Genomic DNA, 21290 nt, shown 5'->3' on the forward strand with positions numbered 1-21290 from the left:
ATTATCTAAGATAATCTTCTTAATTAGAAAAGGTTAAAAATGTTAGAAAAAATAAAAACTAATAAGTTCTGCCAATTTATTTGGCCATATCTATTAATTGCTTTGGCCACTACAATCGTTATCTCGCCACAATTAATTTCGCATACTATTCTAGCTAGCGATGATACAGCAGATACTTTGTTTCACTATAGTCGTTTTTATGATGCAGGAATGCAGTTAAAAACTGGAATTTTTAGTATCTTTCAAACTAATTTTACTTTCCAGCAAAGCGGCAGAATTATTAATGCGATTTACGGGCCATTATTTGCCTACTTTAATGGAATTTTAGTTCTTATTGCTGGTAATTGGTTTAACTACCAAGTCATTTTAGCCTATGTCATTTCGCTATTAGGCGCTGGTAGTATGTATTACTTACTTCAAAAAGTAGGTATTAATAAGCTACTAGCTACAGTAATGGGAATTATTTACATTAATATCGGGATGATTCCAGCCTTTATTAACCGTAGTTCATTTAACGGTTGGGGACAAGCATTAATGCCGTTAGTTGTGTTATGCGGCGTACGCATGATTCAAGATAGAGAAAAGCCAATTAACTGGATTCAGTTAATGTTAGTAATGAGTTTGTTAGTGCAGGTTCATGTTTTAAGTACCTTAATGGCAGCTCTTTTATTACTTCCTTTCTTTATCTATTCCTTAATTATTAATCAAAATTCTAAAAAGATATGGATACCTTTTATTAAGGCTGTTGTCGGAACAATTGTACTATCAGCTAATGTCATTGGGGCCTTTTTAGTTTTAATGCCGAATAATCACCTAGCTGCAAATACTGAATTTGATCTATCTCGTGGTGGCTTACGTCCACATGTGCTATGGCATAATGAATATGGCACAGCCTTTGCCTATATTTTGCCAATTTTTGTTTTATTAATTATTGCGCAATTTGTCTATGTTGTAATGCACTACAAAAAAGATAAATTAAATACTTTCGTGACTATTTGGGGTACGGTCTTACTAGGATTATCTTCATTTGTTTTTCCTTGGGGATTGGTTCAAAGTATTTTTCCAAGTTTAAAGTCATACTTCCAATTTCCGTTTAGATTAACTGTTGTTGCCTATCCACTAATTCTGCTAGGGATGACGCTAACTGTTAATCATTTACTAAAGCAAGGAGTTAAGCCAAGGGCAGTTGGAATTAGTTTAGTAGTAGTTCTTCTTTTAGAAGCTGCTTTGCCGAATATCATTACTAATCACATCTTTACTGTTGCTTGTGGAAAAGATGCGCAAGTTCAAACAGTAGCTAAAGCATCAAACAGTGATCAGATGCTTAAGATATTGAAATGGCACTACTTGCCTGATTATTTACCAACTAAAGACAAGTCTATTGACCAAAACGCAGCTTATCTTTACAAAATAAATGTAGTTGATCAATATCAAAAATTTAATCATAAAGTTGCTAAAAATGGTGATTTGATTCTTTCTTGGAAAGGAAAAAAGGATAAAGATATTGTTTTGCCCGTTGTTTTATACAAGCAAAGTGAATTAACTGTGAACAGTAAAAAATTCACTGGTGCAAAAAACGTAATTGGAAATCCAATTATTTCTCAAAAATCAGGTCTAAATCGTGCTGTTTTACACTTTATTGCTCCGGCTTGGTTCTATGTAGTCAGCGCAATTTCGTTAATAGCATGGCTTAGCGTACTCGTATTTTACTTGTGGAAGAAGTTTATTAATAATAAAAACAATAAAATAAAAGTTGCTTAATCATATATAAAAGTAGTCTTTTAATAAGATAGTCTTATTAAGAGGCTGCTTTTTCTTTGTATGGTTTTACTTACTATTAATATCAATTTATTTTTTGATTATTACATGGCTATAGCTGTCTTGTTATGTTATGATTTAATTGTAATCATTGAAACCGCTTTCTATGGTTTCAGAGGAGGAAAAATAAGTTGAGTACACAAGAACGTTATTCTCATGATGAGTTAAGAAAAGCTAACAAAAAATTTAGTCGGATTCGTTCTACTATTGAATCTGCCTTTTATGGCAACAATGTACACGAAGTAACTAGTGTTGCTGAAGCTTATAATTTAGCTAAGAAACAATCTGGTGTTATCGAAACTGACCTACCAATTTTACATACTAAGGAACTAGGTTTGCCACAAGGAGCAAAGCAGTTAGTTTATAACCACGGTAAAATTTTGGGTAGAACAGCAAGTGCACGTCACTTTGTTGATGATCCAAAAGAAGATCCAGAGGCGTTAGCAGGTAACTTACGTGAAGATATTTATAAGGGCCACGATCAAAAATTCTTAAAGGCAACAGTTCTAGTGGGATTAGACCCAAGCTTTACTGTTAAGGCACATATTATGATACCAGAGGATCAAGCCTTTAACTTACTTTCATATATTTTGAATTTCCACTTCTTTGATGAAGAAGCAGAGAAGATTTACAAGAATTCTAAAGTATATGACGAAGGAGATATTTACTTCTACTTCGATCCAAATACTCAAGATGAAGATTATCCTAAAGGTTTTGGCGTCTTTGACGCACCACATAACTGTGCTGCAGTCTTTGGCTTACGTTACTTTGGTGAATTGAAGAAGGGTACTTTAACTCTTGCTTGGGCTATGGCTCACAGAAATGGTTATACTGCTTGTCACGGTGGTGAAAAGTCATTCCACTTTAAAGATAAGGACGATAAAGTATTTGCCTTCTATGGCTTATCTGGTTCAGGTAAATCTACTTTGACTCATGAAATGTATGATGGTAAATATGATATCACCGTTTTACACGATGACGCATTTATTATTTCTCGTGAAGATGGTTCTTCAGTAGCATTGGAGCCTTCATACTTTGATAAGACTCACGACTATCCAGCAGGTCACCACGAGACCAAGTACTACACTACAATTATGAACTGTGCAGTTACTCAAGATGAAGATGGTAAGAAAGTTATTGTAACTGAAGACTTACGTAACAACAATGGTCGTGTCATTAAGACTCGTTACACTTCACCACATAGAGTTGACTATGAAGATGCACCAATTACTGCTTTGTTCTGGATTATGAAGGATGGATCACTACCACCAATCTTAAAAGTTGATGATCCAGTTTTAGCAACAACAATGGGACTTACTTTAGCTACTAAGAGAACTAGTGCTGAAAACTTACCAAAGGGCTTTGACATGAATACTTTGGTAATTGAACCATTCGCAGACCCATTCCGTGCTTATCCAGTATCTGGTGACTACTCAGACTTCAAGGAATTATTCACTAAGCGTGGAGCTTCTTGTTACATCTTGAACACCGATGCCTTTATGGGTAAGGACATTCCAAAGGAAGTAACTAAGAAGCTAGTAGAAGATCTTGCTAATGGCAGTATCAAAGATAGTGATTGGAAGCCATTTGGTAACTTCAAGGGTGTATCTTACTTGCCAATTGAAGGTTATGAAGTTCACCTAGAAGATCCTGAATACCAAAAGACCTTAGCTAAGAGAATGCAAGACCGTTTAGACTGGTTGAACAAATATGATGAAGAACATCCTACTCAACCAATCCAAGAAGAAGCTAAGAAGACTTTGGAAGGTATCATTAAAGAATTAAATTAGTTAATTGAAAAAATCCCCTATCAATTTCTATATTAGAACATTGAAAAACGCATCCCAATTGGGATGCGTTTTTTGTATATCTATATATATTTATTACTCTTTGAGTTCGCCTTCAGCTCGAAGTCTCTTTTTGATATCTTCAAATTTCTTGGGTGCAATGCGAGTAATATGTTGTCTTCGTTGGTCTCCTAAGATCAATGGTACACGTTCAATAACTGTATCAGCATAATCTAAGCCAAACCATGAAGCTGGGTTAGAAGATAGATTTTGAAGCCATACACGTGCTTCAACTAAGAATTTTTCATAACTTCTAAGTTGTGTTTGTGGACTAATTACATCGTTAACGATGACGAATGAAAAATCACCAACATCTCTACCAGGTGTAGTAGTGTATTCCTGCGGCTGTGATTCAATCGTGCCATCAGCAATTAGATCATGTACGATTTGACGTAAGTATACATTCACACTAGTTTGCTGCTTGAATCCTAGGAAGAGCTGAACGTTAATTACGTTCTTAGTTCCGTAAGTATTAACGGCGTATTCAGCAGTAAATGGCTCATTAGTAACGTTAACTGTTACGAACCAGTATGCTCGTGCACGTTTTGGACGTTTATCTAAGATAGAGTAGAGAATTTCTCGCTTAATGAATTTATTGTATTTAACTTTGGCCATGTAAACGAGGTTAGTAGCAAAAGTAGGGTAATCTTCATCATGACTCAAGTTTGTTAACATATCTACATATTCATCAAGCCTTACATAAGCATTGCGCGATTCACGTTTGTCTCTGATCTTATTACCATAGAACCAAACATACATAATGATTCCGATGAAACCGGCAATAATTAATGATACGTAACCACCATGTGTAAATTTACTCAAGCTGGCCAACATAAACATGATGTCTAAGAAACCGAAGAAAATTAAGAAGATCCAGTTCCAGATTGTACGAATGCCCTTCATTGCTAACCATTCGTAAAGCAAGATCGTTGTCATTAACATTGAAATAGTAATTGACAAACCATAGGCTGCTTCCATGTGAGCGGAAGTTTGGAAGAAAAGAACAATCGCAATTGTTGCAATACAGATCATCTTATTAACAGAAGGAATATAAATCTGTCCCTTTTTAGTTGAAGGATACATAATATTCATTCTTGGTAAGAACTTCAATCCACTAGCTTCAGCTACTAAAGTAAATGAACCAGTAATTAAAGCTTGTGAGGCAATAACGGCGGCAATAGTAGCTAAGACAATGGCAGCTAGACGAATGTTTTGTGGGATGATTTCAAAGAATGGGTTGAAATCACCGTTTCCAGCGTTATAGTTAGGATTATTTAGAATCCAAACGCCTTGACCAAAGTAATTGAGTGATAAACAAACAAAGACATATGGCCAAGAGCCAATAATATTTCCTTTACCGACGTGACCAACGTCAGAATATAAGGCTTCTGCACCAGTAGTAGCAAGGAAGATGGATCCTAAAATAAAGATTCCAACCTTGTTATATGGACTAAATAGAAGCTTAATTGCGTAATAAGGGTTAAGAGCTTGTAAGATAGATAAGTCACCCATCATATTCATCAAGCCCATAACACCTAAAAAGGTAAACCAGATAAACATAATTGGTCCAAAAGCTTTACCAATAATACTTGTTCCCATTCGCTGAATCGAAAACAGAATCAGCAAAATTACTACCGTAATTGCAATAACAGCTCCCTGCGTAGAAACTGGAACGTTGCCGTGACCAACAAATTCAATTCCTTTTAACCCTTCAATAGCTGTTGTAACAGTAACAGCAGGAGTTAATGTACCATCAGCTAAAATTGCAGCTCCACCAATTAAAGCGGGAAGCACTAACCATTTTGCACGTTTACGTACTAAAGTATAGAGAGCAAAAATACCACCTTCACCGTGGTTAGTAGCCTTTAATGCAATAAAGACAGTCTGCAAAGTTGTTAATAAAGTAACTGTCCAAAGTACTAGGGAAATAGATCCGACAATGAAGTCACGATTTACGTGAGCAATCCCACCATTTCCGGCGACAATCGACTTCATAACATATAACGGACTGGTTCCAATATCACCATAGACAATACCAATCGCAATTAATAATCCCGCGGCCGATATATTTTTCCGTGTTTTTTCATTCATTTTTATTCTCCCAATAAATAGCCAAAATGACTAAATATCTAAATAACGTAAAAAAAGAATGCCAAAAAAGGGACATTCTTCTTTAAACATATCTATTTTCATCTATTTATGCAAGAGTTGCAAGTATCTATCGGAGAATAATTTAAAATAATTATCTTAGTTTGGTTCTGTGAATGGATTTAACATCTTGCGAACCTAGAATTAATGGTACGCGTTCAATTACTGTATCGGCATATTCTAATCCAAACCAAACAGCAGGATTAGAGGATAAGTTTTGAAGCCAAACCCGGCTTTCAACGAGCCACTTTTCATAAGAACTTAGTTGAGTTTGAGGACTAATTACGTCATTTACAATTACAAACTTAAAGTCACCAACATCTCTACCTGGAGTAGTAGTGTATTCTTGTGGTTGCGATTCAATTGTGCCATCTTTAATTAAGTCATGAACAATCTGACGTAAGTAAACATTAACTTTTTGCTGCTGCTTAAATCCTAAGTATAGTTGAACGTTAATTACGTTTTTGGTGCCATAGGTATTAACTGCATATTCAGCAGTAAAAGGTTCGTTAGTTACGTTTACAGTTACAAACCAATAAGCATGAGCTCGCTTGGGACGCTTATCTAAGATTGAATACAGCATATCACGCTTAATAAACTTGTTGTATTTAACTTTTGCCATGTAGACCAAGTTTGTTGCATATAGCGGAATACTTTCGTCATGGCTTAGATTGCTGAGCATAGTTGTATATTCGTCTAAGCGAACATAAGCATTTTCGGCTTCACGTTTATCACGAACTTTATTACCAAAATACCAAACATACATAATTGCCCCAATAAAGGCTGCAATAATTACCGTGACATAACCACCATGTAAGAATTTAGCTAAACTAGAAATCAAGAACATGGTTTCAATTGCCCCGAATAAAAGCAAAAAGATTAGTCGCAAACTAAAGTTAACTTTTCTAAGTGATAGGTATTCAAAGAGCAGAACTGTCGTCATGAGCATGGTTACAGTGATTGCTAAACCATAAGCTGCTTCCATGTGTTCAGAGGTTCTAAATAAGAAGACAATTCCGATTGTAGCAGCGCAAAGCATCTTATTAATTGACGGAATGAAAAGCTGTCCCTGTTCAGTAGAAGGATAAATAATTTTCATTCTCGGTAAAAACTTCAAACCACTAGCTTCAGAAACTAGGGTAAAGGAGCCAGTAATTAAAGCTTGCGAGGCAATGATTGCGGCTAGGGTAGCTAGAATTATTGCAAAGAACTTCCACTGGCTTGGTAGAGCTTCAAAGAATGGGTTAAAGTCTGTGGCACCAGCATGATAATTAGGGTTTTCTAAGATCCAAACGCCTTGACCAAGATAGTTTAGGGCTAAGCAAATAAAAACGTAAGGCCAAGAACCCATAATATTACCTTTACCAACGTGTCCAACATCTGAATAAAGGGCTTCTGCACCAGTAGTAGCTAAGAATACTGCTCCTAGAATTAAAACACCGACTTTATTAGCAGGACTAAATAAAATTTTGATAGCTAAAAGTGGATTGAGTGCTTCAAGTAAAGACCAGTCATGACTTAAGTTCATAATTCCAGTTAACCCTAAGAAGGTAAACCAGGCCAGCATGATTGGCCCAAATGTCTTACCGATAACGCTCGTTCCCATTCTTTGGATAGAGAATAGGAAAAGCAAGATGACAATTGTGATCATAATGACACTATTTTGATTTGGCACTGGAATATCGTTACCAAATTTCATATTTTTAAGACCTTCAATAGCGGTTGTAACAGTAACTGCTGGTGTTAAAGTGCCATCAGCCAGTAAAGCAGCTCCTCCAACTAAGGCAGGGATAACTAGCCATTTAGCCTTTTTTCTAACTAAAGCATAAAGAGAGAAAATTCCACCTTCACCATGGTTAGTTGCTTTAAGGGCGATTAAAACATACTTAACAGTGGTTAAAAGTGTAATCGTCCAAAGAATAAGTGAGATGGAACCAACAATATATTCGCGGTTAACATGGGCAATTCCACCATTTTCGTTTACGATTGCTTTCATAACATAAAGTGGACTTGTACCAATGTCGCCGTAAACAATTCCAATTGAAACTAAAAGTCCCGCTAAGGTGACTTTTTTACGTAAATTACTATTCATAATGAGCTTTCCTCTTAAAAAGTATTAAATAACATTTTGAATAAACAAAAAAGAATGTATTGTAATAATACATTCTTTTTATTTTCGTTAGCACTATTTTGGCTCTTTGGAACCTAATATGCAAATAATAAATTGTGATTTTTTTATGAAAGAGTTTGTTTGATTTCGTTACGACGATCAGTGTACCATTTGTTCCAATCTTCGTAAGTCTTCATATTTTGTGGATCTATGCCAGTTTGCTTTTGAATATTGTTAAGCATATCCATAAAGCGTTCTGCATGAATATTTAATACGTGCTTGACTAAGTTTTGACGGCTGAAGGCCATGTTGTTAGTTAAGTAAGTGTTAATTTCAATAACGTCATGATTACCATCGTAAACATCCATAATTTCAAGATCGCTTTCGTCGAATTTTGAAATATAGAAGTTAGCAAATGTCTTTAAGTAATCAGGTTGTTCTTTAAATTCAGTAGCTGGCATTTCTACACGATTTGCCTCTGGCATAACTACTTCAAATTCTTCTTTTTCTTGAGTTTCTTCGGTGTTCTTCTTGTCTTCAGTCAAAGTTAAGAGCTCCTTTACTGTTTAGCTGTACAAAAATTCAATATAATCTTACATTGAATTACAAGCAAAAGCAAATTTTGTAGGGTTTATTGGAAGTTTTCTACATCTTGTTTAGTGTATGAATCAATTGTAGTGTGACCATTATTAGCAGCTGATCTCATGAAGTTAACTACTTTTTGGTCAGACCAAGAGCTAGTATCAACACCAAGTGAACTTAATTGGTTACGAGTTTGTGCAATTACTCGACCAGTAACTGTTTGACCATCGATCATCATGCCACTATTTGAGTTTGATGAAGAATTAGTATTTGAGCTATTGTTAGCATTACTATTTGAAGTGGTAGCATGGGATGATTGTTTGCTTGCTGCAGAGTTGTTTTGAGTGTTAGCAGTATTTGAATTACTTTGGTTAGAGCTAGAACTAGTATTGGTATTACTACTATTAGATGAATTAGATTTTGAACTAGTAGATTTGTGTGAAGCAGTTGCTTCATCGTCATCATTAGCATCTAAATTATCAGTATCAATATCGTCGTTAACGTCTTCGCCATTTAATTTAGCATTAGCAACTTTACGTAAATGCTTTACATTTTTCTTTACTTTTTTGTAGTACTTACCATTAATGTAAGATAAATCTAAAATTTGATCGCAAGATTCAACTGTTGCTTGATAGTTACCATCACGATAGCTTAATTTAGCTTGCTTGTATAAAGGATTGATATCGTGAGTGATATGGTCTTGTACCTTGTTAATCGTCTTATAAAGCTTAGCAGCTTGCTTAGTCATTACAGAATAGCCATTAGTTTTGTTAGCTGCCTTGTTTAATTCACCTAAAGCATCTTTAAATTCGTACTCTCTGATTTCTTCTTGAGCATCCTTCATAGCGCCTGCTTGATCGGCATAGGCTTTTGATTCAGAAGTTGCTTTTACATCGTGAGCATCTTCAAATTTTTCTTCAGCTGCTTCGTACTTTTGACTAGAGGCAGCATCTTTTCCTTGACTCATATAAGTAGTGTACTTGTCTGAGCCATTATTAGATGAGCTATTTGATGAATTAGAACATCCAACTGCGAATAAGGTAATAAAGAATGCCATAATGGCAACTCCGATTTTTGATCGTTTCATTGTTTCTTCCTCCTATAAAAATGAATTTATCTTACTTAAATTATACCAAATTTAACTCATAAAAAATTCATTGAAAAAATTGGCACAAATCTTTGTGGTAAATCGTTAGTAATAGTGTAAGGCAATTCACCGGTGATGACTTACAAAATATATTTAGTTACTAATTAGATTATCAGAGGTAGGAAAATGGAATTTGTTTTAAAAGATCAATCAGTTCAATTTACTTTTGCAGGTGAAAAATACAGCAATGGTAAGAAAAACAGAATTTTGAAGAACGTTAAAAAGCAAGCTAGTGCTGAAGACGTAATGAAAGTTGGCAAGGCTTTGTCTAAATTGCAAAAAGATGATGGTATTAAAAGTGCTAGATTAATTTCTTATTCAGATATTCAAGCTTAAGAAATGAAAGAATAATATATAGAAAATTTTAAAGGAGAATTCAAAATGACTACTACTAAAACTTTAAGACTTACATTTAAAAATGCTAAAAATAAAAAAGTAAACTTATCATTACCTGATGCAGCAGAAAATTTAACCGAAGAAGAGGTTAAAACTGCCATGAACGAAATCTGTGAAGCTAACTTGTTTGTCAAGGAAGAAGTTGATCAATATCAGGCTCCTTTATCTGCTCAATATGTTGAACGTACAGTTACTTCTGTGTTTGATGATAGTGAAAAGAATTAGAGCAATATTTTATGAGATAAGGGTCTTAATTAAGTTATTAAATAAACTCTTGAAAGGGTAATGTTTCGGCATTACCTTTTTTATTTTGAGACGAAAGTATGTAATTTATGTTACTTTTTTATTTCAGAATGTCTGTTCGGTTGTATCTGACAACTTGCCACACTACAATAAAGGGTGTATGTAAATTGGAGGGAGTTTAAGCAATGAAAAAAAGAACATTCACTGGTATTGCTACCGCGGCACTTATCACAACTGCCGGTATATCAGTTACCAACAACCTTAAACCAGAAAATCCATTAAAAACTGGTGAAGGTACTGTTCAAGCTGCAACATATCAACAAGAATTTTTAAACAAAGCTATTCCAGCTGCTACAACTGCATCATCTAAGTATGGTACTTATACTTCAGTTATGCTTGCTCAAGCAGCGGTCGAATCAGCTTGGGGTCAATCAGGTTTGGCACAATCGCCTAATAATAACTTATTCGGTATTAAGGGCTCTTACAATGGGCAATCAGTAAATATGAATACTGGTGAGTACGGCAGCAATGGTTATTACACTACTAACGCTGGATTTAGAAAGTATCCATCATATACTGAATCATTTGAAGATAATGGCTCTTTATTACGTAACCAAATGGGTAACTATTACTCTGGTACTTGGGTAGAAAATTCAAAGAACTACGCTCAAGCAACTCAAAATGGTTTACAAGGTAAGTATGCAACTGCACCAAACTATGCTCAGACACTTAATAGTGTTATTGCAGCTAATGGATTTGATAAGTACGATCCCGTTACCCAAGTTGTTAACGAAAATCGTACAGTCGCACAAACCACACCAATTATGAGTGCCCCAGTTGACGCTAGCGTTGGTACTCAAGTTGGTACTGCAAGAACTGGTCAAAACGTAAATGTTACTAAGTACATCACTTATAACAATGGTGTTAAGCGTGCATATATTGGTACTGGCTGGATTAACGCACTTGCATTTAGTCCAATTACTACTAATACAACTACTAAGCAAAATACTGCCGCTAATACTAATAGTCAAGCAAGTCAAGCAGTTAAGACGCCAGTAGCACAAACTCAACAAGTTAAGAGTCAAGCACCTGCAGCTCCAGTAAAAACTGCAACTGTAAAAGTAAAGAGTGCCGCTGAAGTTAAAACTCCAGTTCAAGCTACCACTTTAAACGTTAAAACTGAAAATAAAGCAGCACAACCTGTAAAGCAATTAGCTGTTTCATTAGCTGTTGTACCTAAGAAGGTTGAAGTTAAGAAGAACGTTGTGAAAGCTGAACCAGCTAAGACAACTCCAGTAAAAACTGAAACTACTAAAACTGAAAACAAAGAAGTTAAGACTGCAACTCCAGTAGTTAAAACTACTGATACAGTTAAAAAAGTTGAAACTCCAGCAGTTAAACCAGTTGAATCTGTAAAGAAGGAATCAATTCCAGTTGTTAAGACTGCTCCAGTTACTGTAACTAAAGAAGCTGCAAAGACCACCGAAGCTCCAGTAGTTAAACCTAAGAAAGTTGAAGTTAAGGAAATTAAGACAACTCCAGTAACTACTAGTGCTAAAACTGTTGTAAAGCCTGTTCAAAGTTACCAAAGTGCAGTAACTACTGCTGCAAACAATAACTATGGTACTCAATGGATTAGTACTAATACTGCTCCTAAGGCTGCATCTACTGTTTTAATTAAGGTTACTAAGACTGTTGATGTTTTATCAGCACCAGATGGTCAAAAATTAGACCAACAAGTTGAAGCTGGCTCAGAATTTGTTGTTATTGCTTCTAAGTACTACAATGGCAACTTATATTACGAAATTAGTAATGGTAAATGGATTATGGCAAAATATACTACTCAAGAAGCACAAATTACTGCAAAATCTGGTGTATTAACTATTAATTCTAAGCCAGACTATGGTGTACCAGTATGGCGTGTTCCAGGTCAAGATCAAATTGCTGGTAAGTTCTTGAAAGACGGCTCAAGCTGGAGATACTTCCGTGTAGCAAACGTTCAAGGACAAACTTGGTATGACCTTGGCGGAAATCAATGGGTATCTGCCAGGTCTGTACTAGTTCGTTAATGTATAAATTGGGATAGAATTTAATTCATTAAAATTTTTTGGAGGAGAAGTTTTTAATGCGTTCAACAAATAAAAGATTTATTAGTGCATTGGCTTGTGCTAGTGCTATGACAGCTTTGGCAATTGCTGATCCAATGGGTATTACTAAGACCCATCAAGTAGTACAGGCCGCAACTGATAATGTACCTGCAAGATCTGCAGGTGTGGATGTTTCAAGCTGGCAAGGTACTAATTTGACTCAACAAGCTAAGTCAGGTGCTAAATTTGCTGTAGTTAAAGTATCTGAAAGTACAAACTACCAAAACCCACATGCTCAAGGTCAAATTAATAATGCTGAACAAAACAATATGATGCCAATGGGTTACCACTATGCTCACTTTGGTGCTGATAGCAACAGAGCTGTTCAAGAAGGTAATTATGCTGTTAATTCAGCTCAACAAGCTGGTTTGCCACAAGGTTCATATTTAGCAGCTGACTGGGAACAAGATGCACATAACAACACTAACGGTGGTCGTGAAGCAAGTGCTAACGCAATTACAGCTTTATGGATACTGTTCACAATGGTGGCTATAACCCAATGCTTTATTCAAGTGAATGGTTATTAAAGGCTAAGGTTGATACTAACAAGGTTACTCAAAAGTATCCAAATTCATTATGGGTAGCTTCTTATAAAACTATGGGTCGTCAAGATCAACCTGACTATAACTACTTCCCATCAATGAATAATGTTGCTATTTGGCAGTATACTCAAAATTGGCGTGGTCAAAACGTTGACGGAAATGTTAACGTACTCCCTCTTTCAAATAAGAGTAACAACGCTAGCCAAGCTAACACCAACACTTTGAACGTTCATACTAATGGCCAAAGCAGTAGTCAAGCCCCTTCGAATCCATTTGTTAATACTTCTAACAAGGCAGTTAATACTAACTGGGTTAAACAAGAAGGTACTTTCACTACTGGTGGTGCAATTAACTTGAGAACAGGTGCAAGTACTAATAGTAGTATCATTGCTCAACTTCCAGCAAACAGTGAAGTTAAATACGATGCTTATAGCACTAGGGGTAACTACACATGGTTAAGACAGCCACGTGCTAACAACCAATATGGCTACTTAGTGGGACGCGCAAATGGTCAAGATTGGGGTACTTTTAAAGTTGCTCCAGTTACTAACCATGTAACTAAACCAACTACTAACACTGTTAAGCCAGCTAACAAGCCAAGTCAACCAGTACACGTAAATACAAACAATAATGTAAACAATAACTGGACTAAGCAAAACGGTGTATTTATTACCGGTGGAACAATTAACTTAAGAACAGGTGCAAGCACCAATAGTAAGGTAATTGCATTATTACCAACCAATACTGAAATTAAGTACGATGCTTACCGTACTGAAGGCCAATATACATGGTTGAGACAACCACGTGCAAATGGTCAATACGGTTATTTAGTAGGACGTGATAATGGTCGTGCATGGGGCACTTTCAAAGCAGGCTCTGCTGTTGCAACTAAACCAGCAACTAATAATAAGCCAGCTCAACACGCTACTAGTAACAATAAGTCAGCTCAAAAACCAGCAACTAACAATAGTGACTGGACTAAGCAAAACGGTGTATTTATCACAGGCGGCGCAATTAACTTAAGAACAGGTGCAAGCACTAACAGCAAGGTAATTGCATTACTTCCAACAAACACTGAAATTAAGTACGATGCTTACCGTACTACTGGTCAATACACATGGTTGAGACAACCACGTGCTAACGGTCAATACGGTTACTTAGTAGGACGTAACAACGGCAATGCATGGGGTACTTTCAAAGCAGGTTCTGCTGCAGCAAGTAAGCCAGCAACAAATAATAAGCCTGCACAAAACACTAACAAGCCAAGTCAACCAGTACACACTAATACAAGCAATAATGTAAATAGTAACTGGACTAAGCAAAATGGCGTATTTATCACAGGCGGCGCAATCAACTTAAGAACAGGTGCAAGCACTAACAGTAAGGTAATTGCATTATTGCCAACAAATACTGAAATTAAATACGATGCTTACCGTACTGAAGGTCAATATACCTGGTTAAGACAACCACGTGCAAACGGTCAATACGGTTACTTAGTAGGACGTAACAATGGCAATGCATGGGGCACATTCAAGGTCGGTTCCGCTACTTCAAATAAACCAGTAACAAATAATAAGCCTGCACAAAATACTAACAAGCCAAGTCAACCAGTACATACTAATACAAACAACAATGTAAATAGTGACTGGACTAAACAAAATGGCGTATTTATTACCGGTGGCGCAATTAACTTAAGAACAGGTGCAAGCACTAACAGTAAAGTAATTGCATTATTGCCAACAAACACTGAAATTAAGTACGATGCTTACCGTACTACTGGTCAATACACATGGTTAAGACAACCACGTGCAAATGGCCAATACGGTTACTTAGTAGGACGTAACAACGGCAATGCATGGGGCACTTTCAAAGCAGGTTCTGCTAAGGCTACAACTCCTGTTGTTCACCAAAATACTCAAAAAGTAGTAGCTACAACTAACAATAATGCTACTTGGACTAAGCAAAACGGTACCTTCATTACCGGTGGCGCAATCAATTTGAGAACAGGTGCAAGTACCAAGAGTCCAATTATTGAAACTTTACCAATCAACACTGTAATTAAGTATGATGCTTACTACCGTGCTGGTAAATATGTATGGTTAAGACAACCACGTGCCAACGGTCAATACGGCTATTTAGTAGGTCGTTTAAACAACCAAGCATGGGGGAACTTACAGATAGTTTTCAAAAATAAATGAATAACTTGAAAAGACATGATCCGAATAGGAATCATGTCTTTTTTGTCTTATAATAAATTATGAAAAAAGTATGGAGGACATAGTTTTGATTTATACAGTAACTTTAGATCCTAGCGAAAGTGTAGTAGGTAAGGGAATTAATATTTCACTTGTTTTAAAGAAATTAGGTATTGAATCGATTGCAACTGGTATTGTGAATCATAAAAACGTAGAACAAGTTGCAGAAGAACTTGATAAAGCAGAGATTGAAAATCAATTTATTGAACAAAAGCGTGGAATTAAGATCACCGCTAAAAATCAACAAAAGTTATTAGATTATTTGAAAGTCTTAAAAGCCGGCGACATTTTAGTTATTGCCGGTGGTTTTGCCAAAGGAATTGATCCAGTTTACTTAACCGATCTTGCAAAAGTAGCTGATAAAAAGGCAGCAGGCTTAGTAGTGGATGTTCCTTATGAAAACGTACTTGATATCTTACCAATGAATCCTTTATTGATTAAGCCAAATGAAACGGAATTAAAGCATTGGTTTGAAAAAGATAATCAAAAGGTAACTACGAAAGAATTAATTAATATGGCGCATGACTTAGTAGCTAAGGGTGCACAGCATGTTCTTTTGTCTTTAGGTGCAAATGGCGCTGCAATTGTTAATATGATGGATGCCCTGATGGCACATGCACCTGAAATTGAAGAAGTAGTTGATAGTACGGGTAGTGGTGATGCGCTCCTTGGTACTTTTCTTGCTGGGATGCTAAAAGGCTATATGCCAGTTAAAAATTTGTCAGATGCAATCGCAGCAGGAAGCGATACAGCTCGAAGCGACTGGCTTACTGATTTTAGAACTACACCAGCACTTCAAAAGCAGGTGATTGCAAGACGTATTACCTTTGAAGAAGCAGAATAAAGAAAATAAGTTGGCTTTTTAGGGCCGACTTATTTTTTGATGCTTTTTTTAGTATAATGACAGTAATTTTATAATAAGGGAGAAGAAAAGTGGACTTATCTCTATTTATTGTTAGTCTAGCTGCTCTAGTTATTCCAATTATTATGGCACGGTTCAAGATCAATGCTATTCCAACTGCCGTTGCTGAAATTGTAACTGGAATAATTTTAGGTAAGAGCTTATTAAATACAATTAAAATTACCAGTAGCGTATCACTTCTATCGAATTTAGGCGTGATATTACTGATGTTTCTATCTGGAATGGAAATCAATTTTGACTTATTCAAGAAAAAAGATTTACCTGATACTAAGCAAAGTAGCATTAATCCAGCTCGGATAGCAGTTTTTTCTTTCGCAATGATTACAGCTATGGCACTTATTTTAGCTGAGGTATTAAAATTAATCGGACTCTTTAGCGATGTAATGCTAGCAATGATCATCTTTATGACTGTAGCTTTAGGAGTGGTTATTGCAACCTTAAAAGAAAAAGAAATCTTATCTCGTCCAATTGGACAAACAATTTTGCTAACGGCAGTTTTAGGAGAAGTAATACCATTACTGCTTTTAACTATCTATGCTTCGATTAATGGTGGTAATGCAGGAAAATTATGGTTAATCATTTTATTATTCCTAGTGGCAATTCTTCTACTAAAAAGATTTAAACAGCCATATCAGTGGTTTAACCGAATATCTAAATCTACTACGCAATTGGATATTAGACTAGCCTTTTTCTTAATTTTCACTTTAGTGACAGTTGCCGAACGAGTAGGTGCTGAAAATATTCTTGGAGCCTTCTTAGCCGGAATGGTTATGAAATTACTTGAACCAAGCGAAGCAACGATGGATAAATTGACTTCTATTGGTTATGGTTTTTTTATTCCGATTTTCTTTATTACAACTGGTGTTAAGCTAGATCTTAAGACTTTAATCACTAATCCGAATGCCTTAATGTTAATTCCAGTTTTGGTTTTATTCCTGCTTTTATCAAAGCTGCCAATCTTTTTAGTTTATGTTCGTAGCTTTAATAAGCGTAATAGTATTGCAGGAACATTTTTAATTATGACTACGATTACGATCGTGCTTCCAACGTTAGAAGTTGCTCGTAAGTTAAATGCAATTACAGAAACTCAATCAGATGCCTTTATTTTAGCAGCCGTTGTGGTATGTATTTTAGGACCAATTTTGTTTAACTCAATCTTTAAGCTGACTAAAGAAGATAAGATTAAGCAAAGAGTTGTTATTATGGGGACAAATGTGATGACTGTACCGGTTGCGCAGGAATTACATGATAACTGGTACGACGTTCTTTTAGTAACTCATAAGCAAGAAAATTATGATACTTATAAGAGTAAGGTCGCTAATTTAAAGTTGATTTCAAGTCTTGAAGAAACTTGTTTAGAAAAAGCCGGCGTCTTTAACTGTGATATTTTGGTAGCTGGATTTATTGAAGATGAATTGAACCGTAAAATTGCTCGAATGGCTAAAGAACATGGCGTTCAAAGAGTAATTGCAAGTCAAGAGCGACCAAAGCCAGAAACAATTAAGAACTTAACCAATGAAAAGATTGAAATCTATAATCTCTTTAATGTTCAAACTTCAGTTTTACGTGCTTTGATTGAATCGCCATCTATTCTAAGAATTCTAACTGATACTAAAAATGGTCTTTTTGAAGTTACGGTTAGAAATCATAAATATGCTGGTCAAAAGTTGATGAATCTTGACTTTATTGAACAAATGACGGTAAGTCGAATTTGGAGAAATGGTACTTGGTTAGTACCGCATGGTAATACGATTATTGAAACTGGTGATCATTTGATCTTTACAGCTAAAGGTGAAGATGCAGAAAGAGTACGAGAAGAACTAGGAAGAAAAAATTAGTAAAATAAAAGGGCAGGATTTTAATTCCTGTCCTTTTGGTTAACGTTGACTTTTAGCTTCTTGTAAAACAGATAAGGTATTTAAACTATGGACAAAGGCGTGATCAGCTTCTTTGAACTTATGCTGATCAATAATTTTAATAAATTCAATAAATTCAGCCACCATTCGGTGAGAATACTTATTGTTGTTGATAACTTTAACTTCTTGTCCTTTTAATTGCATTCCGACTTTAGGTATTTCATTAGGATGACCATAAATAATAAGTGCACCTTTTTCACCTTCAATAGTGCTGACATTAGGTGAGAAACTGTCTTTAGCGGCGATTGAACTAGCTTGTTTGTTAGAATAATTGAGGTGCAGGATGCCTGAGGTGTCGATATTTTTCTGCATTGTAGGGAAATAATTGATAGATTCTGGTTTACCAAATAACTTGATAATAATATGCAAATTGTAAATTCCTAGATCCATCAAAGCGCCACCGTCTTTTTTAGGATCAAAGGCTGGTTGAATATCTCCAGCTAGAAAGGCATCATAACGGCTAGAATATTGAGTGTAATTAAGGTTAACTACGTGAATTGGAGCAATTTTATCTAGATTTTCTTCGATAAATTTAAAGTTTTCCAAATAAATGTTAGTTATGGCTTCAATGATGATCAGCTTCTTTTGATCAGCAATTGCTTTTAATTCTCTTGCTTCATCAACAGTTGCAACAAAAGGCTTTTCGCAAATAACATTTTTACCTGCTTCAAGGGCTTCTTTTGAAATAGAAAAGTGCAAACTGTTTGGTACCGCTACATAAACAGTATCAACATCAGGATCATTAAATAAGTCAGCATTATTATCGTACAATTTAGTAATCTGATACTCTTTTTGTAAATCTAGGCCAATTTTATGACTTCTCTTAGTAGTTGCAAGAGCTGTAAGTTCGAGATCGGGAATTTGATCAGCAATTGTTAGAAAATCATGGACAATTTTTCCAGAACCAATAATACCTAATTTCATAAGTTTCTCCTTTAATTTGATTTAATATTTAGTTTTTTTGCATTTTTAGTAACCGAGGTTGGAATCTTTAGTTTCTTAACTTGGTTAACATCGTATAAATGAAGTGATAAGGTGCCTTCTTTTTTACTATAGTAAGTAACTTTGTAGTAGAGATCGGTTAGTTCTTTTTGGCGGTTAACCTTAACTCGAAGTTCAATTCTTTTTACATTACTTGACTGCGGGTCACTTGTGGAAGCTACTGAAGTGGCTTTTTGCATGCTTTTAATGACATCTTGATCATCGCCATGGTAAAAAATTACATAGCCATTGAAGCCATTAGATTTGAGTTTTAACTGCTTAAAAGCATCATCAGAGAATTGCTTGAAGTTATGAGCTGTATAGAGTTTTTTGTAGCCAGAGTAAACTTCATTAAAGATTGCATTTTGCTTAATATAATTCCACGCTTCATTATTATCACGATGGTAGACATAGTGATCGTTAGACCAGAGCTCGGAATTTGTATCTGATTTTGGAATACTTTTCATTGTGATATGAATTGTATTATTAGGACCAACGACGTAATTTGAGTACATTTTGCCTTTTGAATTGGTAGTTTTAACATCAACACGAGCTGTTTTGATAGCAGTATCTGCTGCTTTAGTTAAGGCAGCTTTAGGACTAGGCTTGCCAAAGGCGAAGATGGCACCCCAAATAATTACTACTAAAATAATAATGGCTAAAATTAAAGCGGCAATTTTGCCGCCTTGATTGTTAGGAAAAATAATCTTTTTATTTTTTGCTTTATTTTTCTGCATTAGTTTTTCTTTCTAAAATGATTATTGATTGTTTTGCTCAGCTTGAGCTTTCTTGATCTCTTCAGCGTCAATCGCATTCTTCTGAATATCAGCAGGAACTGCTAAGTCGGCATGTTGGCCAAGTTGATCATAAGTTAAGTTCCAAGTGAAGTTATATTTTCCACCAGCAGTGTATTGAGCCTTGAAAGTCATCGACTCAATCTTTTTTGTTGCAGGATCAACTAAATAAGTAATTTTTAAGTTCTGTACTTGAGCTGATTTAACTAGACGAGCTACTTGCATGTTTTGTGAGCCTGGAGTGTTCATAGCGTCAATGACAAGTGAATTAACTGCATTCCATAGGCTAGAATCAGTACCGTTAAAACTGATTTCATAGTTGCCGTTTTTCTTTTGAACAGTAGCCTTTTTAGCAAGTGCTTTATTGATTTTCTTAAAAGTTGCAGGATCAAATCTTTCTTTTACTTGATCTGGATCAAAAGTATCGGCATTAACCGAATTTTTAATCCAGTGCCCTTTATTTTGCTCTAAAAGAAGGTACATGTCTTTTTTAGTTAACCACATTTGTTCCGTTTGTGATTTTTTCTTTTGAGTCAAGGTGTAAGTAAGATTCGTTACATCGCCTTTATCTTTAAAAAGACCTTCCGATTTTGATTTTTGACTCATTTCATCAGAATTAATTGTTTGAGTGAAATGACCGTTGGCTAAGCTAGAATTAAATTTGGCATTAATTAGCGAACTTGCAGAAGGCTCAGGACTAGTTTTTGGTTTACTGGTATTCTTTGAACAAGCTGTAGTTATAGAAACTAAAATTGCTCCCAATAAAAGTAGCAAGCCGAATTTTTTCTTCATAAAAATATTCCCCCAATAAATGTATCTATCGTATACTATTTTACTCTATTTTCTGTTGAAAAAAGTATTATAAGAGCTTAACTTTAGTGCTTTTTAAGGACATTTAAAATATTTCGTAACTTACTACCCTTGACTTGCAAATTTTTAACTGCTTGTGTTACTTCGATGCAACCAATATATTTTCCATCTTCGTTGTGGAGACTATAGAAAGAAATATTTATTGGCTGTTCATCTTTAGTGATCATAATTGAAATATTTTTACGATTACCTGCGTGCATTTGGTTTAAAACTTCTTTAACGTGTCTTTGGCTATGGCCGGGATGCACCTCAAAAACAGTTTTACCAATATCTTTTTTTGTTCGCTTGAAGAGGCGATTTTTATTCATTGATGACCAGACAATGCGGTCATTTTCATCTAAAACGTCCATTTCTTGTGGAACAGTTCTAAAGATTGCATTTAGCTGTTCAAGTGAGAGATGACCTCCGTCTAAATTGATATTATCCATAGGTAATTCTTCCAATCTATCCAAATTAATATATCTATTGTTATTTTAACATTAAAAAATTGTGGATTAATAAAGCTTTTTTTCGTAATTCCTATGAAAATTTCTCATAAGCGTGTAAAATAGTTAATGAAACATTGAATTTTA

General features: G+C 35.3%; 15 protein-coding genes and 1 pseudogene. 8 read left to right on the forward strand and 8 right to left on the reverse strand.

Going from position 1 to position 21290, the window contains the following annotated elements; all coding sequences use genetic code 11:
- Positions 1 to 39: 39 nt before the first annotated feature.
- The gene (locus AB5359_RS05965; RefSeq protein WP_049161775.1) at positions 40 to 1761 is read left to right on the forward strand and encodes a cell division protein; all 1722 of its coding nucleotides are present in this window, start codon (positions 40 to 42) and stop codon (positions 1759 to 1761) included.
- A 188-nt stretch (positions 1762 to 1949) separates the two neighbouring features.
- Positions 1950 to 3608 (forward strand): phosphoenolpyruvate carboxykinase (ATP), encoded by a 1659-nt coding sequence (locus AB5359_RS05970; protein ID WP_048687213.1) that lies wholly within the window; start codon positions 1950 to 1952, stop codon positions 3606 to 3608.
- Positions 3609 to 3701: 93 nt separating this feature from the next.
- Here AB5359_RS05970 and AB5359_RS05975 read toward each other — a convergent pair whose 3' ends face one another.
- The 4 genes from AB5359_RS05975 to AB5359_RS05990 form a co-directional block, all read right to left on the reverse strand.
- Complete coding sequence (locus AB5359_RS05975; protein ID WP_368279831.1) at positions 3702 to 5756, reverse strand: KUP/HAK/KT family potassium transporter; 2055 nt, start codon at positions 5754 to 5756, stop codon at positions 3702 to 3704.
- Positions 5757 to 5907: 151 nt separating this feature from the next.
- The gene (locus AB5359_RS05980; protein ID WP_003649583.1) at positions 5908 to 7905 is read right to left on the reverse strand and encodes a KUP/HAK/KT family potassium transporter; all 1998 of its coding nucleotides are present in this window, start codon (positions 7903 to 7905) and stop codon (positions 5908 to 5910) included.
- Between the two features lie 143 nt (positions 7906 to 8048).
- Positions 8049 to 8468 (reverse strand): hypothetical protein, encoded by a 420-nt coding sequence (locus AB5359_RS05985; protein WP_048687211.1) that lies wholly within the window; start codon positions 8466 to 8468, stop codon positions 8049 to 8051.
- Positions 8469 to 8554: 86 nt separating this feature from the next.
- Complete coding sequence (locus AB5359_RS05990) at positions 8555 to 9592, reverse strand: hypothetical protein (protein WP_048687209.1); 1038 nt, start codon at positions 9590 to 9592, stop codon at positions 8555 to 8557.
- 186 nt (positions 9593 to 9778) lie between these two features.
- Here AB5359_RS05990 and AB5359_RS05995 point away from each other — a divergent pair, with 186 nt between their 5' ends.
- From AB5359_RS05995 to AB5359_RS06020, 6 genes and pseudogenes are all read left to right on the forward strand, one after another.
- Positions 9779 to 9988: a hypothetical protein gene (locus AB5359_RS05995; RefSeq protein ID WP_003649580.1), complete on the forward strand. Its 210-nt coding sequence runs from the start codon at positions 9779 to 9781 to the stop codon at positions 9986 to 9988.
- A 45-nt stretch (positions 9989 to 10033) separates the two neighbouring features.
- Positions 10034 to 10273: a DUF2922 domain-containing protein gene (locus AB5359_RS06000; RefSeq protein ID WP_003647935.1), complete on the forward strand. Its 240-nt coding sequence runs from the start codon at positions 10034 to 10036 to the stop codon at positions 10271 to 10273.
- A 203-nt stretch (positions 10274 to 10476) separates the two neighbouring features.
- Positions 10477 to 12360, forward strand: coding sequence for a glycoside hydrolase family 73 protein (locus AB5359_RS06005; protein ID WP_048687207.1), 1884 nt, complete (start codon positions 10477 to 10479; stop codon positions 12358 to 12360).
- Positions 12361 to 12416: 56 nt separating this feature from the next.
- Positions 12417 to 15178: pseudogene (locus tag AB5359_RS06010) on the forward strand (GH25 family lysozyme).
- Positions 15179 to 15248: 70 nt separating this feature from the next.
- A complete protein-coding gene (locus tag AB5359_RS06015; RefSeq protein ID WP_048687205.1) occupies positions 15249 to 16079 on the forward strand; it encodes a PfkB family carbohydrate kinase in 831 nt (276 codons plus the stop codon).
- An 89-nt stretch (positions 16080 to 16168) separates the two neighbouring features.
- On the forward strand, positions 16169 to 17995 hold the full coding sequence (locus AB5359_RS06020) for a monovalent cation:proton antiporter family protein (protein ID WP_077410102.1): 1827 nt from the start codon (positions 16169 to 16171) through the stop codon (positions 17993 to 17995).
- Between the two features lie 39 nt (positions 17996 to 18034).
- On the opposite strand, the gene AB5359_RS06025 is transcribed toward AB5359_RS06020, so the two are convergent.
- The 4 genes from AB5359_RS06025 to AB5359_RS06040 all read right to left on the reverse strand — a co-directional run bounded on the left by AB5359_RS06025 (position 18035) and on the right by AB5359_RS06040 (position 21146).
- A complete protein-coding gene (locus AB5359_RS06025) occupies positions 18035 to 18997 on the reverse strand; it encodes a Gfo/Idh/MocA family protein (protein WP_048687201.1) in 963 nt (320 codons plus the stop codon).
- An 11-nt stretch (positions 18998 to 19008) separates the two neighbouring features.
- On the reverse strand, positions 19009 to 19791 hold the full coding sequence (locus AB5359_RS06030) for a hypothetical protein (protein WP_048687199.1): 783 nt from the start codon (positions 19789 to 19791) through the stop codon (positions 19009 to 19011).
- Between the two features lie 21 nt (positions 19792 to 19812).
- Positions 19813 to 20640, reverse strand: coding sequence for a DUF6612 family protein (locus AB5359_RS06035; RefSeq protein WP_048687198.1), 828 nt, complete (start codon positions 20638 to 20640; stop codon positions 19813 to 19815).
- An 83-nt stretch (positions 20641 to 20723) separates the two neighbouring features.
- Positions 20724 to 21146: a PAS domain-containing protein gene (locus tag AB5359_RS06040; protein WP_048687196.1), complete on the reverse strand. Its 423-nt coding sequence runs from the start codon at positions 21144 to 21146 to the stop codon at positions 20724 to 20726.
- Positions 21147 to 21290: the final 144 nt, after the last annotated feature.

This window comes from Lactobacillus sp. RTP31084st1_F9_RTP31084_210423, from assembly GCF_040919545.1.
In the GTDB taxonomy this organism is placed as follows: domain Bacteria; phylum Bacillota; class Bacilli; order Lactobacillales; family Lactobacillaceae; genus Lactobacillus; species Lactobacillus paragasseri.